Raw genomic sequence first — 16,614 nt, forward strand, 5'->3', positions numbered from 1 at the left:
GCCCACATCAGTCGGGGCTTACTCTCAGTATATAAAGACAAAAATACTTTTGCCTGACCAAATGTAAAGAAGATTAAAGATAATACCCTTCTCCACCCTAAAAGGGATAACAAAAAGGGCGACATCACTGTCGCCCTTGTTTAAAAATAACTATTTAGCGCTAAGACGCCTCTGCCGTTCCGGGTAAGGGTTCCGGCAGCTGAGGCGCGAAACCACGCAGGCCGACCACGTGAACGTGTTCAGTATTCTGGAAGACTTTACGTACCAGTTTATAGGTTGTGCCTTTTTCCGGACTAATATTTTCCGGTGCCGCAATGATCAGCTGCATTTCGAGACGGTCACACAGTTCAAACAGCGTGGCGATGGAACGGGCATCCAGACGAGCCGCTTCATCAAGGAACAGCAGACGGCATGGCGAAATATCTTTGCCACGCAGACGTCGGGCTTCATCTTCCCAACTCTGTACCACCATCACCAGTATCGACATCCCGGTACCGATAGCTTCACCGGTCGACAGCGCGCCCGATTCCGCACGCAGCCAGCCGTCAGAACCACGGTTAACTTCGACTTCCATCTCGAGATAGTTACGGTAGTCCAGCAGCTCTTCACCGATGGTTTGCGGCGTACGCTGGCCCATATCAATCTGCGGATTCAGACGCTGATACAGCTTCGCCAGCGCTTCGGAGAAGGTCAGACGGTTGCTGTTGAACAAATCCTGATGCTGTTCGTGCTGCTCGGAAAGCACTTCCAGCAGCGTGGAGTGTGTTTCGCGGACGTTAACGTTCAGACGCACGCTGTTAACCTGGCCGAACGATACGCTTTGCAGTCCCTGGTTGAGCTGACGAATACGGTTCTGTTCGCGCTGAATGGTCTTGCGAATGATGTTCGCCACGCTGCGGGAGCTGATCGCCAGCTTCTGCTCACGCGCTGTCAGTTCTTCTGTCAGGCGGCCCAGCTCAATTTCCATCTGTTCGATGGCTTCAACCGGGTCATCGGTACGAATAATATCCTGACGAATACGCTCACGTAGGTGCTGATACACCGCCACGAAGAACTGGATTTTACGCTCAGGACGTTTCGGATCTTCGGACATGCGCAGCACATCGCGCAGGTGTTCGTTATCCGCCACCGCCAAACGCAGCGCACCCAGCGCTTTATCCGACATCGAACGCAGATCGTCGGCAGAGAGATATGCCAGCTCGCGACGGTGCAGACGGCGTTCGACGTTGTTGTCTTTCACCAGACGCATCACCGCACACCAACCCGCTTTCGCGCTGACCACCTGCTCACGCATTTCGAGGTAATTACGCTCGAGGCTACGCAACTTGCGGGTCAGGTTATCCATCTCCGCTTCGCAGAAGGTCAATGCTTTTTCAAGCTGATTACGACGGCTACGGTTGTTCGACAGCTGCGTATGCAACTCGTCACGACGAGAACGCGCACGCTCTTCCGCCCCGCTGTCGGCACGTACGCCGATATCCTGCAATTCGCGATGTAAGTCGGTCAGCAGCTCTTTTTTGGTGTCGTAGGAGCTTTTCAGCGACGCCATCACCTGGCTGTACTGGCTGAGCTGTGCCGCATGGTTACGCAGCGCTTCACGGGCGCGGGTACGTTCACCTTCGGCCTGCTCCAGACGCTGGCGAAGCTTCTCGTTCAGGTCTGTGTTGCCGTTCAGCATTTCCGCCGAATCCGTGTAACCAAAGTGCGCGCGGCGCTGCACAACTTCGGTCAGAGCAAATGCCTGCTGACGTGCATCACGCTGCACCTGCTGAGAATACGCAAAGTCTTCTTTCAGCTGCTCGTACTGTTCCGGGTCACTCTGCAGAACCGCCACAACCGGCTCAAGTTTCGCCAGCTGATTACCATGCTGCTGAATAAAGCGCGCGGCTTCCTGCGCTTCATCCAGACGTTCCTGAATTTCATCCACGCGGTCAGCGAGGGTTTCGTCAGCCAGCAGATTCAGACGCGGTAGCAGGCGGTTAAGTTGGGAAACGCCCTCTTTCGCCTGTTCAAACTGCGCCCGGCTCTGTTGGTTATCATTTTCATGATTGCTGAGCGCACGCTCCAGCTCACCGCGACGAGTATTGAGTTTGCGAATTTCCGCTTCCGGATCCGCTTCAAACGCGACGGCTAAATGGCTGCCGATAAAGCGGCTGAACGCCTGATGCAGACGCTGAGTTTTCTGCACGTCAAACGACAGGGTCGCAAAGCGTTCTGACAGAATTTCACGCTCGGCGTGCAGCGCTTCAATACGGTTTTCACGCGCCGCACGGCCAAACAACGGCAGCGTCGGGAAGCGTGAATAACGCCACTGGCGATCGGCGACTTTGACGACAACCGCTTTTTCCAGCTCGTCGACGCTGAACACGCTGTCATCAAAGGACGATGGATCCCCTTCAATGAGATAGAGATCTTCCGGGCAATCTTCCAGCCCTTCCAGCTGTTCGGCGATCAGCGACAGATCCGGCACCACAATTCCGTGGCGCGACGGGCCGTACAACGCGGAGAAGTATGGCGCATCTTCGAGGCTGACGTCGTCGTAAATCTCTGACAGCAGAACGCCACCAAAACGTTCGGCAAGCGCATTCAGGCGCGGATCTTCCGAGCCGCCTGGCTGGCTTAAACGTTCAATTTCATCATCAACCGCACGCTTACGGGCGCCGACTTCATCGCGTTCAACAATCGCCTCGCGCTCGCGCTCCAGCAACTGCTGCATGAATTCGGTAACGTCCTGGCTGGATTCGAACGCTTCCCCGCTCTGCTCGCACAGTTGAGTCAGGCTGCTTTGTGCCGCGAGCCAAATCGGCGCGCGTTGCAGCAGCGTCCTGGTGCGGCTTTGCAGCTGTTCCAGTTCCTGACGCAGCGTCATACGCTGTTCGCTAGCGGAGGACACGCTGTCGGAGAGTGAAGAAATACGTTCTTCCAGCTCCATGTGCAGCGCTTCCAGGTCGTCGATCTCAATGTGACGACCCTGACGCTTGCAGAATTCGGCCAGCAGACGTTCGGCATCCTGCTGTTCACGCAGACGCTGTTCGAGTTCGTTCAGACGACCGCGCAGGGCGGTAGACTGTTCTGCCAGATGGCGCTGATTCACGCCTTCACGCAGCAGATCACGGGCCACTTCCCACGCTTCATCACGGCCCAATGGACCATTGATGGCGGCAACTAACTGGTATGCCTGCTCGAACTGGCTGTGCGCGGTTTGCGCTACGCTCATTTTCTGTTCGAGAGACAGCAGTTTTTCCGTGGCCTCCTGCTCTTTGGCTTTAAAGGTATCGAGCCATTCGTCGGCGCTGTCCGGGCTTAAGTCCGGCAGATGACAAAGCTCTTTCGCGCGCTGCAGTGCCTGCATAGCCTGATTGTACTGAATGGCGCGAGTTTGCTGCACGTCCAGCGCCTGCTGGTAATCGGCCAGCTGGCTTTTCAGTTCATCCACTTCCAGCTCAGCGGCTTCAGCGCGGCCTTCGTTTTCTTCTTGCTGTTCGGTGGCTTCGGCCACCACTTCATTTTGTTCTTCGAGGCGGATCTGCAATTCATCGATATCCGCTTCATAGCGCTCGATTTTTTCCTGCTGGCGCAGCGCGGTCTGAACCAGGTTCAGGTGATCGCTGGCCGCCTGGTAATCTGCTTCCAGGTCGCCTTCAGCACCGTTGTGCTCTTGCAGTTCACGCGCCATATCGACATGTTTGAACTGCTCAGCGGCGAGCTGCTGACGTGACGACAGCAGTTCGCGACGGAATTCTAGGGCTTTATCAAGATGCACGCGACGTTCGTTCGAATGGCGCATGTAGTCCGCCGCCACGTAGTCTGTGGCTTCGGAGATAAGATGCTTAAACAGATCACGGTCCGACTGAGTGACGCGGATCGCTTCCAGCGTCATGCGGTTTTCACGCAGCGCCGCTTCCATATCCTGGAACGCTTTACGCACACCGCCGTTTTCAGGCAACAGGTAGTCGCGCAACGAGCGGGTAATGGCGCTGGAAATACCGCCATAAAGCGAGGCTTCAATCAGACGGTAGTATTTACTACGGTCTGACGCCGAACGCAGACGACGGGCGACAACACCCAAATCGAACATCAGCGAGTGATAATCGGTGATGGAGTTAAACTGCTTGAATTGCACGCCTTCCATCCCTTCGAGCTTATCTTTCAGCTCCTGAAGGGTCAGCACGCGTGCTTGTCTGTCGTTCAGCGTTTCAGTCACCAGCTCGGTTGGCTGGAAGGACATCGGTAGACCCTGGATAGCAAACGGTTTGATATCCACTTTGCGGTCACGACCGGCAACCTGTTGCAAACGGACGCCCACCAGCACACGCTGATGACGCGAGTTCATCACGTCGAGCATCGAGTAACAGACACCGGCTTTCAGCTTACCGTGCAGACCTTTATCGCGGGAACCGCTGGTCGCACCGGCTTCGGTGGTGTTACGGAAGTGCAGTAACGTCAGATCGGGGATAAGCGCCGTAACGAACGCCGCCATCGTGGTGGATTTACCGGCACCGTTACCGCCCGAAAGCGTGGTCACCAGTTCATCGAGATCAAAGGTTCGGGCGAAAAAACCGTTCCAGTTAATCAGGGTTAATGAACGAAATTTACCGCGTTCAATCATTATTCTTCCTCCCCGCTATCCGTGTCCGGTTGCGCATCGTCGTTCTCGTCATTGAGCTGCAGATGGTTTTCAATCGCCATCGCTTCACCATCGCGGATCATGCGCAGCTGCGCTTCGCGGGCATCATCGCCAGAGCGGACGTCAGCGCCGAAGCGAAAGACCGACTCTGTGATGCGGAATTTGCTGCTGTCGTGCCCCATAAACCACACCATGCCGAGACGGCGCAGACGATTCAGAGAGGAACGCACTTTTTCCTGCAGTTTTTGTCTGTCGAGATCCGAACCGGTGGAGCGGTTATTCACCAACTTCAGCAGCTTGGCTTCATCCGCCAGGCTCATCAGTTCGTCGTACAGTTCCTGCTGGGTGAAAATCCCCTCATTCGCCAGGCGCTCCGGGCTGAGGTAGAGATAACAGAGAATTTTACCGACCATCATGTCCACTTCGGACAGCACAGAACGCGGAATGAGCGTGGTGGAACGCGGGCGCAAATAGAAGAAACCTTCCGGCGCACGAATCAGCTCCACGTTATAGCGGGTGTAAAACTCTTCCAGATACTCCTGGAAATCCATCAAAAAGGCATGGTTGTCCAGCTCGTCCAGACCGATATGACGGCCAGAACGCAGGCCGCTATCTAGCGCCGGGAATAACGGATTGGCCAGGGCCTGCGCCAGCTTAACTGGCATCACGTGTTCAATATTTGTCGATGACATGTGCCTGTACCTTGGCTCCGTAATCATTAATCGGCTGCCACTTCGGCGACAGTCCGGTGAAATCTGCTTGTGCTACGCCCAGACGAACGGCCTGATCGACCACGATCCGCGCAACGTCGAAGTGGCGGGCGCGCGGGTATTGTGCGAGATATTCGCGCACCACCAGGCCCAAATCCAGCGGCAGTCCTTTATTTTTGTAGATAACCAGCTGCTCTTCGATAAGTGCCGCCAGCTGTTCACGGATTTCGTTAAATTCTTCGTATTCGAGGTCCGGTGGAAGTTCCCCGGTCACCTCTTCGTCACGCAGCATCATCTCTTCGTCACGCATGTCGAACAGACGGTCAGCGTTCGCATAGGTCAGCGCCCACGGCGCATCGAAGTAGTTCTGTACCGAAACGCGTAGACGCTGAGCGAAGACGCGGTTTTTATCCATATCGATGGCGGTACGGATAAATTTATGCACGTGTCTGTCGTAGCCAATCCACAGGTCGATAGCCTGCTGGCCCCAGCTGACAATACGGTCGAGTTTGCTTTGCAGGTCGAACACCAGACGATCGACGAAATGCAGATCGTCGTACGTCATGGTGGAATCCTGAATCCGCAGCAGGTTGGCCTGCAGCTTGTCGCCCGCGGCTTCCAGCGTATCCTGCAGTTCGCGCAGGGTGCCGGAAGTTTCTGACAGGAGCATTTCACAGCTGGAAATCGCCGCCCGCCAGTCTTTGTTCAACAGCTGCGCGATATCGTCTTTGACCGTTTGCTGCTGTTCGTCCATCAGACGCTGCGTAAGATCGATGCTGTCAAAGATTTCCGCAACGGAATATTTCAATGGGGCATAGACGTTACGATGCCAGTGGAACTCATCGCCGCCTTCATCGGCGGCATCTGCCGCGCGTTTGAGCTCGCCACCGACAATAGACAACTGCATCGACAGGCGCAGCGTTGAGAATTCACGCTGGCGGATGTAGTAGTCGGTAATCCCGATGCCAAGCGGCGTCAGACGGTAGATGGCGTTGCCTTCGGTGATTTCGCTGGTAAAGCGGTTCAGCAGACGTTGACGCACCATATCGTTGATCGCGTTGTTTGCGCGCACGCTGATGGTTTCGCTGGTTTGCTCAAACGCATCACTGACGTGACGGAAAGCATCAATCAGCTCACCTTCGGTAAGCTCGCCTTCAAGCCGTTCGCCATTCAGCGTTGCTACGGCCATCAGGAACGAAAGCCTGTCGACCGGCAACGAGATCGAAAAATCATTTTTTCTGGCCCAGGCAACCAGTTCGGGGACTGTCTGGGAAAAATCACTCATTGTTAGTCCTTGTATCTACCTGCGGTTTGAGCGCGGTGACATGAATATAGCGACCCAGGCTAATCCAGGGTTCCTCACGGCAATAGCGTGTTTCTAATGCCAGCAGCTGTTCGTAACGCTCGTGCTGCTTATGTTTTTCACGCAAATAATCATGAAAGACCCGCACACCGGTTTTGCCGGTTATGAGCCAGCCGGACTCTTGCAGCCACTGATATACCTGCTGTGGTTCGCGTGGGTAGTTCGGCGAAAGCTTACGTTTTCGGGTCTTCGGCATGCCGGCTTCGACGTAATCAAAGTTCGTCACCACCATGTTATGCATCAGCAGACCGTTAGCATTGTAGAACATTAACGACAACGCGCCGCCCGGACGCAGCACCGACCACAACGCGTCTAAAACCGCTTGCGGATTGACCACCCACTCCAGCACTGCATGGCACAATATCAGATCAACCGGCCTTTCCAAATGTCCGGCAATCTCCTGCACCGGGCATTGTACAAAATGCATGTTGTGGCTCACACCTTTCTCATCGGCAGCCTGTTTTGCCAGGGCTATCATCTCAGCTGACAGATCGCATAGGGTAACATGATGCCCCCGTTCTGCCATCCGAATTGCCGTTTGCCCGGCCCCACCGCCGCCGTCCAGAATGTGTAATGGCGCATCGCCAAAAGACGCCAACAGGATATCTAAATCCTGCCAGAGGATCGCCTGACGCAACTGGCCCTTGGTCGTGCCATAGATATTGCGCGAAAATCGTTCCGCGATACCATCGAAATTGCGATCCTGCACGCTGGACTCCACTTGCCTGCCACAAAACCGCTATTTTGTCATACCCACAGCGAGAGGGAAGCTATCTGGTGTAATATCCGTGCATATCCCCTGTCAGATGGTCAAAAAAGGAACCAACAAGGATGCTTTTTACGCTAAAGAAGTACATTGGCGGCATGATTTTACCGTTACCGTTGCTGCTGTTACTGATGGCGCTCGGCCTGGCGCTGCTCTGGTTCAGCCGATTCCAGCGTAGTGGTAAGATTTGTCTTAGTATTGGTTGGCTGGCGCTGTTGCTGCTGAGCCTGCAACCGGTCGCCGATGCGTTACTCAAGCCAATTGAAAACAGCTATCCAACCTGGCAAGGCACGGAGCGCGTCGACTACGTTGTGGTTTTGGGCGGAGGTTATACCTGGAATCCTGAATGGGCACCGAGTTCAAATCTTATCAATAACAGCCTGCCGCGTCTGGCGGAAGGCATTCGTTTATGGCAGGCCAATCCCGGTGCCAGGATGATTTTCACCGGTGCAGCGGCGAAGACCAACCCCGTGAGTACCGGGGAAGCCGGTGCACGCGTAGCGGAGAGCATGGGTGTGCCGCGCAGCGATATTATCGTGCTGGATAAACCGAAAGATACGGAAGAAGAAGCCGCTGCGGTAAAAGCAGCAATTGGCGATGCGCCGTTCCTGCTGGTGACGTCCGCCTCACATTTACCGCGAGCGATGATTTTCTTCCGCCATGCGGGCCTGCATCCGCTGCCTGCTCCGGCCAATCAGCTGGCCATTGAATCACCACTCAATCCATGGGAGCGCCTGATCCCTTCTCCCGTCTGGTTGATGCATAGCGACCGCGTGGGCTATGAAACACTGGGCCGCATTTGGCAATGGCTAAAAGGCAGCTCAGGCGAGCCAGGGGAGTAAAGATTTCGACGCCAAATCGAAATTGGCACGGTTAAATTGCCCGGTGTTTACCAACTGAGCGACTTCATCCCACAACAGATACAACCAGCGGCGCCAGAGGAAGGATTCAGACACTGGCGCACGCTGGAGATAGTGCCACAGCAGACCTTCCGCCAGCCCACTCTCCGACAATCGGAACAGCTCGTACTCACGCGGCGCCCACAGCATAATGCCCGGCCCGACCATCGCCAGCAGCTGATCGCTGCGGGAATCTTTCAGCATACTGCGCAGCGTAAAATTGCCATGCACCATGACGCAATTATCATTAAAACCGTCAAACAGCGCGGGCAGACATTCCCGCGTGCGGAACAGGATCCGTTTGTCCTGCATGGTGAGCCCGGTGTTGGGGTAGAGATTCAGCGTGCTCCACAGCATTTCGACGCGCTGGCGATACCAGAGCGGCCAGAGATTTTCCTGCGTGCTGTCGACCGTGCCGACGCAGCCGCCGCTGTCCTGTCGATGCCAGGCCAGTAATGCCTCGACAATCTGATCTTTCAACTGCTCCCAGCGATCCGGCGTTCTGGCGGGAGCCTCCACTGACACACCGCGCAGCCGTTCAAGCAGCAGGATATCCGGGCCAGGATGCTCTTCATGGGTCATCACGCCATAAACCACCGGCATACGCACGGTCCCACTGCGGGCCAGAGTCGAAATTTTCCAGGCCAGCTGCTGTGCAAGCCCCGGGGTAGTGAAACTTCGGGCCAGCAGCGGCATTGGATGTCCCTGAGCATCGTATAGCGACCACAGTGATGAGTCCGTTTTCTCACTCACACACTCCACCCGACTCAACTTCTCGCCCAGCAGGTGGCTCAGTTCGGCACGCAGTTGTTCCATATCTGGTTACCCCTATGAAGACTACTGTTTTTATAATGAGCGCCGATGCCGGAGATGTCACCGGATAAGATCAAAAACGGGGTAAAAAAGAGGATATACCGAGCGGGAAATACTCCCCTCCGGGCGGAGGGGAGAAGGCGATTAGCGCAGTTCTGCGCGCACGCGAGCGAGATCTTCAGGGGTATCAACCCCAGTGCCAGGGACTTCTTTCGCCACGGCAACATGGATTTTTTCGCCATACCACAGCACGCGCAGCTGTTCGAGCATTTCGATTTGCTCGAGCGGACTCGGTGCCCAGTTGACGTAACGACGAATGAAACCCGCACGGTAGCCGTAGATACCAATGTGGCGCAGCAGTGTGTCACCAATGGCGTCACGGCTTTGAGCGAAACGGTCACGATCCCACGGAATAGTGGCGCGGGAGAAATAGAGCGCGTAGCCTTGCGCGTCCATCACGACTTTGACCGCATTAGGATTGAAGGCTTCTTCCGCATCGTGAATTGGCACTGCGAGCGTCGCCATTCCAGACTGGCTGGCGGCCAGATTTTCAGCAACCTGGCGAATGATGACCGGCGGGATCATCGGCTCATCACCCTGAACGTTGACGATCAGCGTGTCATCGCTGAATCCACATTTTTCCACCACTTCGGCCAGACGTTCGGTCCCGGACTGGTGATCAGCGCGGGTCATGCACACTTCGCCGCCTGCGGCCTCGACTGCGCGCGCGACGTCTTCATTATCCGTCGCAACGATAATGCGCTCAGCGCCAGACTCACGTGCTCTTTCAAGCACATGCACAATCATTGGCTTGCCGTTAATGTCCTGCAGCGGTTTGCCCGGCAGACGGGTGGACGCGTAACGCGCGGGAATGATGACGACAAAACTCATGGATGGCTCTCTTCTGCGCTCAATGGACGGGCTTCGTTTTCCAGCAGGACGGGAATTCCGTCACGCAGCGGGAAAGCCAGGCTGTCGAGTTTGCAGATAAGCTCTTGCTTATCCTGACTGTAATAGAGCTTCCCGTTGCAGACCGGACAAGCGATGATTTCAAGTAAGCGGTGATCCATAGTTCCTCCAGATGGACCGAAAAAGTATCTGTCGCAGCATAGCACAGAGCCCGTTTATGCGGCGTCAATTTCCCATCCCTTTGGCTGAGCGTTGAAAAGTTCAGCAGGTCGATGGTTGAGTACCACGCGTCCGGCACCCTGCCAGCGCGCAAAATCATTGATGGCCTGCATCAGACCTTTTTCCAGCGTCTGGCTCACCCGCACGCCGTCCTGCAAATAGACGGCAAAGATTTCCAGCACGCCGGTTTTGCGGTGCATTTTGCTGTCCATTCGCCCCACCAGTTTTCCCTGGTGCAGTAACGGCAGAACAAAATAACCAAACTGGCGCTTAGGTGCGGGCGTGTAGCATTCAAGCCGATAGGTGAAATCGAAAAGCTGCTCAGCGCGCCTGCGGTCCCAGACTACAGGGTCAAATGGCGAAAGCACCGCGCTGTGGGTGGCGGTCAATTTTCCCGCCTGCGCTTCCTCGAGCAGTGGCTGTAAATCAGCATGCAGCCACATCGGCCCAAGCCCTTTGACATCAACCGGAATTATTAGCCCCTCTTCTTGCCAGCGTGCAAGTAAAGCAGGCAACGAAGGCTGTCGTAAACGGTAGTAATCCGCCAGCCACTGGCCGCGAAAAATCCCGAGACTGCGGGCGCTGTTTTGCAGCATTAATTCTTCGGCCTGTTCCTGAGCGAGCAGATCACGCTCGTCGTCCCAGTGCGGCATCACCCGGGAGGTCAAATCATATATACGCTGGAAATTATGGCGACCAATTACCATTACTTTCCCGGCAGTGAACAGCCCTTCCAGATGGCGCTTGTGCGGCTTCCATTCCCACCAGCCGCTGGCACCTTTACGGGGATGCTCAAAATCCGCCGAGCGAACCGGCCCGTTTTGCTGAATGTGTTCGATGAGCAGCTCTATTTCAGCGGCATGTTCCACCATCCACTCTTTACGATACTTCCAGCCCATCTTGTCGGGCGAAAGCATTCGATGGCGCATCAGTGAAAAGTCACTTCTCGGTAAGAAGCAGGCCTCATGGGCCCAGTACTCCATCAGCTCTCCCCGGTTTAACGCCTCGTCCAGCCATTGTGATGGAAAACTGCCCAGGCGACTGAATAACACCAGCCAGGGGCTGCGCGCAACGACGTTGATGGTGTCGATTTGCAGTAAGGACATACGCTGAATGGTAGAAAGAATGTCACCCGGTTTCGGGCGACGACGGGGCTTTTTGAGTAACCCCTGAGCGGCAAGATGAAGATGGCGTGCGGCAGTTAGTGAAAGCGTTACTTCTGACATTCGAAGTCCTCGTCAGCTCTGCCTGCGCCGCGTGCGATACGCTAGCGTTGTGCCAGGCTCACCAGTTTCTGAATCAACCGTGGAGCCTGCTCGTCGTCAAAGACGGCGTCCACCGGTAAATACCACCAGTTTTCTTCGGCAAAAGCGCGACACTTGACCGCGTCTTTTTCCGTCATTACCAGCGTTTGTTTCTGTTCCGCGAGCGCTTGTACATCCGCTGCGCTTAACGCCTGATGATCGCCCAGCGCGACAGTTTTCACCGGCTGCACGCCGCAGCTTTCAAGGGTGGCAAAAAAACGCGGAGGATGACCAATTCCGGCCATAGCGACAACGTCCTTCAGCAAAGAGACGCTACGTTTTTCGCCCGTTTTGAGGTTAACGGCCATGCCAGGGCGCAGCTGCATCGGGATTTCACCCGCACGCGGTACGCCGCCATTGACGATAACCGCATCCACGCTTTTCAGACGTGAAGCGCGTTCGCGCATCGGACCGGCGGGTAACCACCAGCCATTGCCAAAACGACGGACACCATCAATCACAACGATTTCAACATCACGTGCGAGACGATAATGCTGGAGACCATCGTCGGTGATGATGATTTGCAAGTCGTGAGCTGCCAGCAATGCCTGAACAGCCTCACTGCGGTCAGGGGAAACGGCGACGGGCGCCCCGGTACGTTGATAAATCAACACCGGTTCATCGCCCGCTTCGTCAGTGGTGGTGTCTGCCGTTAACAGCAACGGATAATGGGATGCTTTGCCGCCGTAGCCTCGAGAAACGACGCCCGCTTTAATGCCGTGCTGCTGAAGTTGCTCCACCAGCCAGATAGCTACTGGCGTTTTACCGTTACCGCCTGCGGTGAGATTCCCCACCACCGCAACCGGAACCGGCGCACGCCAGGCTTTCTTAATACCTAAACGATAGCTGAGACGAATGACGCCGCTCGCCAGGCCATATAGCCAGGAGAGCGGCAACAGCAGCAGCCAAAGCGGGGATTCGCCAGACCAGATACGTGCGATCATTGCCCAAATTGCATTTTATGCAGCTGAGCATACACGCCGCGATGTTCCAGCAAATCCTGGTGACTACCGCGCTCAACGATGCGTCCATCTTCGACGACGACAATTTCATCGGCTTTTTCGATGGTGGACAGTCGGTGAGCGATCACCAGAGAAGTACGGTTTTTCTGCAGTTCATCCAACGCGGCCTGAATAGCACGTTCGGACTCGGTATCCAGGGCTGACGTGGCTTCATCCAGAATCAGGATCGGGCTATCACGCAGCAGCGCACGGGCAATGGCGATACGCTGACGCTGACCGCCGGAAAGCAGCACGCCATTCTCACCAATTACCGTATCCAGACCGTTATCCATCTTATTGATGAAGTCCATGGCGTAGGCCATTGTCGCGGCCTTCTCAATATCTTCACGGCTGTAAAGGTCGGTGCGAGCGTAAGCAATGTTGTTCGCCACGGTATCGTTGAACAGATGAACGTTCTGCGAAACCAGCGCCACCTGGTCGCGTAACGATGCCAGGGTATATTCGCGAATATCATGCCCGTCAAGCACGATGCTCCCGTTATCCACATCGTAGAAACGTGTGATCAGGCTCGCGATGGTAGACTTGCCTGAACCGGAACGTCCCACCAGTGCGACTGTTTTTCCTTCAGGAACATGCAGATTGATGTCACGCAGCGCAGGCACTTCGCGGCCTGGATACGTAAAGGTGACGTCTTTAAATTCGAGATTACCCTTCGCACGTTCAACAACGCGAGTACCTTCGTCTTTTTCTTGCTCGGTATCGAGGATAGCGAACAGTGTCTGGCATGCAGCCATACCGCGCTGGAACTGGGCATTGACGTTAGTCAGAGACTTCAGTGGACGCATCAGCGCAATCATCGAAGAGAACACGACGGTGATGGTACCCGCGGTCAACGTTTCCATCACGCTCGGGAAGCTCGCCGCATAGAGAACAAAGGCCAGCGCCAGCGACGCAATCAGCTGAATGATAGGGTCAGAGATTGAAGAAGCAGAAACCATCTTCATGCCCTGCAAACGCATTTTATTGCTGACTTTATCGAAACGCTTGGTCTCAACACCCTGTCCGCCAAACATCAGGACTTCTTTATGTCCTTTCAGCATTTGCTCCGCACTGGTGGTCACCTGCCCCATCGTGTTTTGCATATTTTTACTGATGCTTCGGAAACGCTTGGAGACGATACGAATAGCGAAAGAAACGATCGGGGCCAGGACGATAAGGATCACCGACAGCTGCCAGCTGTACCAGAACATCATGATGAACAGGCCAATAATCGAGGCCCCTTCACGCACGACGGTAATCAGCGCGCTGGAAGAAGATGAAGCAACCTGTTCGGAGTCATAAGTGATACGTGACAGCAAAGTACCGGTCGACTGTTTGTCGAAAAACGAGACCGGCATACCCATCATATGGCCGAAAAGGCGGCGGCGCATGGTCATGACCACTTTTCCTGAAACCCAGGAAATACAATAACTTGAAACGTAACTGGTGATACCACGAAGGATCATCAGTCCGATCACAACCAGCGGCATCCACAGCAGCACAGAGCGATCCGTTTTACCAAAACCATCGTCCAGTAATGGTTTGAGAAGCGACAGCATAAAGGTGTCACTGGCAGCGTTAAGAATTAACGCGACCGCCGATACGATTAGGCCAGCTTTAAAAGGCGCAATCGTTGGCCAAAGTCGGCGGAAAGTCTGCCACGTGGAGAGATCTTTGTCGTTCTGCATTCAAAAAACCAGCTTATGTTGAGATAGCCGCACATTCTACCCGTTATCACCAGCATCGCCAAACCACTGATGATACCAACGGGGGTATATTTGATCGCGTAAGCTATGGATTTGCCAACCTTCTGGTGAAAAGTTGACCGTAACCTGTCCCTGGTGAGGCGTATCGAACCAGCGATAATGCTGTTGGCTGTAACGCGTTTTCACCTTTGGGGATGGAAAATGCCAGGCATTGTACCGCGCCATCGAAGCCAGCGCGGCCTGCCCATCAATCCGTTGAAGCAATGCTAACGAAGACGATGTCGAGCTGCCATGATGTGGCACCTGAACAAGTGTAGACGCAAGATGCTGCCAGTAATGACTGAGCATTGACATTTCTGCCGATATTTCAATATCTCCCGTCAATAAAACGCTATAGCGCCCGTCATCGACCCGAACGACACACGAGCGGTTATTGCCTTTATCCATTGTGCCTGGCAGTGGCCAGACCGCACGGAACGTCAGTCCCTCCCAGCGCCAGCTTTCCCCTCGAAAACAAGGGAGATGCCCTTCCCACTGTAACGGGCTTCTGACCCACAGTGCAGGCCAGGTTTTCAGCAGCGTTTCCAGCCCCCCACGATGGTCGAGATGTTCGTGACTAAGAACGATGCCTTCTGGCTGTAGATGATGCCAGCGCAGCCAAGGGATAATGAGCTGTTGAGCACTGTCCCCCCCGGGCCAGGCAAGCCCGGTGTCATAGAGCAGCGCTTTACCGTTTCGGGTAATGACGATGGACAATCCCTGCCCCACATCCAGCATGGTTACAGACCACGTTTGAGGTGGTGGCTGGCGCCAGAGTGGGAAAGTAAGCAGAGTTCCACATGCCAGTATTGAAGCAGGCCATCTCGTACAGCCATTGAGTCGCCAGAGGATAATGACCAGCCACGGTATCACTACAATGCCCTGCCAGCGATAATCGATATCTTGCCATCCCTGAGGAAGTGCACGCAAAAACCAAAACAAGCCTTCGAGCAGGCAATCGGCTAACAGCCAGATATAATTTTCCATTGTCGCCGGTCCGGTAAAATGCAGCACAACACCGGCCAGTAAAAGCGGAATTTCACCCAGCGTCACCAAAGGCACGGCCACAAGATTGGCGGGCAGAGATGTCCAGGACATGCCGTGAAATATGCTCACTTGCAATGGAAGCAGAAGCAGCATCAGTCCCAACTGTAAATGCACTAACGAAATCAGCCCCTTTATTATGACGTTACATTGCAGGCGAAGGGGTGGCATCCACTGATACCAGAAGATCAACGTTGCAACGGCAAAAGCCGATAACCACAGGCTTTGCGTCAGAATGGCCAAAGGATCCAACACCAGGATTGCGGCGATACAGCACAGCCATACTTCCCATGGAGTCCATCGACGACCACTTAAGCGCAGCAGCAGCCAGACTCCGGCCGCGATAATGGAGCGCAGAGCCGGAGGCTGTAATCCACTTAACCACGCGTACATCAGCGCCAGAAGAAAGCTGGCGCAAAGGGGCATTCGCCAGCCAATCCAGCGGCATGGTAGCACTCTCTGTATACCTCGTATCAAGACCCAACCCATCATCGCCACCAGAGAAATATGCAATCCGGAAATCGCCATCAGATGCGAGGTTCCCGTTTCTTGAAGCAGACGTTTTATTTCCGCGGGAACATCTGCACGCTCGCCAACGGCCAAAGCCAGCATGACGTGTTGCCACGGATAAGGTTCGAGTGCGTTCGCCAATGCGGAGACTAACTGCGACCGTATGCTGCACTGACCGTCTACTCTATTCGCCTGCGTAAAGCGCCCGGTTAATGGACGATGTAATGAAAGCGCATGGCGCTGACCGTCAAACATGCCCTCATTGAGTAAACCGTGTACTGCCCGGGCTTTAATGGTCATTTGCCAGATTTGCCCCACGCAGCCCTTTTCCGGCAGTGCCTGACCATAAAGAACGATACCTGGTGCAGGGATTTGTCGCTGGCCGTTAATCCGCAGCAGTTTGCCGTAATATGTGGTTTCACCGTCTATGGCGGCGATCTCCACTTCTGCCTGTAGCGGTCTCCCGGATAGCGTATTTGCCGGAATGATAATCTTCTGCGCAGCAAAAACACCCCAGCAGAAAAAGAGCGCAGTGAGCCCCACGATTCTGAAGCGCCGGGCATTAATGACAAACGCAATTGCTCCTAACGTAATCGTGCCAGCAACATCTATCGACGGTAATTGGGGTAACCAAAACAATGGGCAAATGCCGATGATGGCGCTGATGGCTATTGTGGGTAATCGCATGACACCTCCCTGTCGCG

The 16,614-nt window shown here is 54.8% G+C and carries 12 protein-coding genes; 1 reads left to right on the forward strand and 11 read right to left on the reverse strand.

What is annotated here, in order from left to right; translation table 11 throughout:
• Nucleotides 1-160: 160 nt before the first annotated feature.
• The 4 genes from mukB to cmoM are packed head-to-tail and all read right to left on the reverse strand — an operon-like array spanning nucleotide 161 to nucleotide 7,409.
• Nucleotides 161-4,609 (reverse strand): chromosome partition protein MukB, encoded by a 4,449-nt coding sequence (gene mukB / locus MUU51_RS17990; protein WP_159773304.1) that lies wholly within the window; start codon nucleotides 4,607-4,609, stop codon nucleotides 161-163.
• Nucleotides 4,609-5,319, reverse strand: a complete 711-nt coding sequence (gene mukE / locus MUU51_RS17995) for a chromosome partition protein MukE (RefSeq protein ID WP_258968272.1) — start codon at nucleotides 5,317-5,319, stop codon at nucleotides 4,609-4,611. The genes mukB and mukE overlap by 1 nt, the downstream gene beginning before the upstream one ends.
• Nucleotides 5,300-6,622 carry a chromosome partition protein MukF gene (gene mukF, locus MUU51_RS18000; RefSeq protein WP_159753712.1) on the reverse strand — a complete coding sequence of 441 codons (1,323 nt, stop codon included), beginning with the start codon at nucleotides 6,620-6,622 and terminating at the stop codon, nucleotides 5,300-5,302. The genes mukE and mukF overlap by 20 nt, the downstream gene beginning before the upstream one ends.
• Nucleotides 6,615-7,409, reverse strand: coding sequence for a tRNA uridine 5-oxyacetic acid(34) methyltransferase CmoM (gene cmoM / locus MUU51_RS18005; protein WP_258968273.1), 795 nt, complete (start codon nucleotides 7,407-7,409; stop codon nucleotides 6,615-6,617). The genes mukF and cmoM overlap by 8 nt, the downstream gene beginning before the upstream one ends.
• A 122-nt stretch (nucleotides 7,410-7,531) precedes the next feature.
• Here cmoM and elyC point away from each other — a divergent pair, with 122 nt between their 5' ends.
• The gene (elyC, locus tag MUU51_RS18010) at nucleotides 7,532-8,308 is read left to right on the forward strand and encodes an envelope biogenesis factor ElyC (protein WP_159773310.1); all 777 of its coding nucleotides are present in this window, start codon (nucleotides 7,532-7,534) and stop codon (nucleotides 8,306-8,308) included.
• On the opposite strand, the gene MUU51_RS18015 is transcribed toward elyC, so the two are convergent.
• The 7 genes from MUU51_RS18015 to MUU51_RS18045 all read right to left on the reverse strand — a co-directional run bounded on the left by MUU51_RS18015 (nucleotide 8,288) and on the right by MUU51_RS18045 (nucleotide 16,597).
• Nucleotides 8,288-9,181: a YcbJ family phosphotransferase gene (locus MUU51_RS18015; RefSeq protein WP_159773312.1), complete on the reverse strand. Its 894-nt coding sequence runs from the start codon at nucleotides 9,179-9,181 to the stop codon at nucleotides 8,288-8,290. The two genes, elyC and MUU51_RS18015, sit on opposite strands and share 21 nt — an antisense overlap.
• Nucleotides 9,182-9,322: 141 nt before the next feature.
• Complete coding sequence (gene kdsB / locus MUU51_RS18020) at nucleotides 9,323-10,069, reverse strand: 3-deoxy-manno-octulosonate cytidylyltransferase (protein ID WP_159753724.1); 747 nt, start codon at nucleotides 10,067-10,069, stop codon at nucleotides 9,323-9,325.
• Complete coding sequence (gene ycaR, locus MUU51_RS18025) at nucleotides 10,066-10,248, reverse strand: protein YcaR (protein ID WP_097163568.1); 183 nt, start codon at nucleotides 10,246-10,248, stop codon at nucleotides 10,066-10,068. Before ycaR ends, kdsB begins: the two co-directional genes overlap by 4 nt.
• A 54-nt stretch (nucleotides 10,249-10,302) precedes the next feature.
• A complete protein-coding gene (locus MUU51_RS18030) occupies nucleotides 10,303-11,532 on the reverse strand; it encodes a winged helix-turn-helix domain-containing protein (RefSeq protein WP_258968274.1) in 1,230 nt (409 codons plus the stop codon).
• A 41-nt stretch (nucleotides 11,533-11,573) separates the two neighbouring features.
• Nucleotides 11,574-12,554, reverse strand: a complete 981-nt coding sequence (lpxK, locus tag MUU51_RS18035; RefSeq protein ID WP_159773316.1) for a tetraacyldisaccharide 4'-kinase — start codon at nucleotides 12,552-12,554, stop codon at nucleotides 11,574-11,576.
• Nucleotides 12,551-14,299 carry a lipid A ABC transporter ATP-binding protein/permease MsbA gene (gene msbA / locus MUU51_RS18040; RefSeq protein ID WP_159773318.1) on the reverse strand — a complete coding sequence of 583 codons (1,749 nt, stop codon included), beginning with the start codon at nucleotides 14,297-14,299 and terminating at the stop codon, nucleotides 12,551-12,553. The genes lpxK and msbA overlap by 4 nt, the downstream gene beginning before the upstream one ends.
• Nucleotides 14,300-14,335: 36 nt before the next feature.
• Nucleotides 14,336-16,597 carry a ComEC family protein gene (locus tag MUU51_RS18045; RefSeq protein ID WP_258968275.1) on the reverse strand — a complete coding sequence of 754 codons (2,262 nt, stop codon included), beginning with the start codon at nucleotides 16,595-16,597 and terminating at the stop codon, nucleotides 14,336-14,338.
• Nucleotides 16,598-16,614: the final 17 nt, after the last annotated feature.

Origin of the sequence: Scandinavium manionii (assembly GCF_024764775.1) — a bacterium.
GTDB classification, from domain to species: domain Bacteria; phylum Pseudomonadota; class Gammaproteobacteria; order Enterobacterales; family Enterobacteriaceae; genus Scandinavium; species Scandinavium manionii.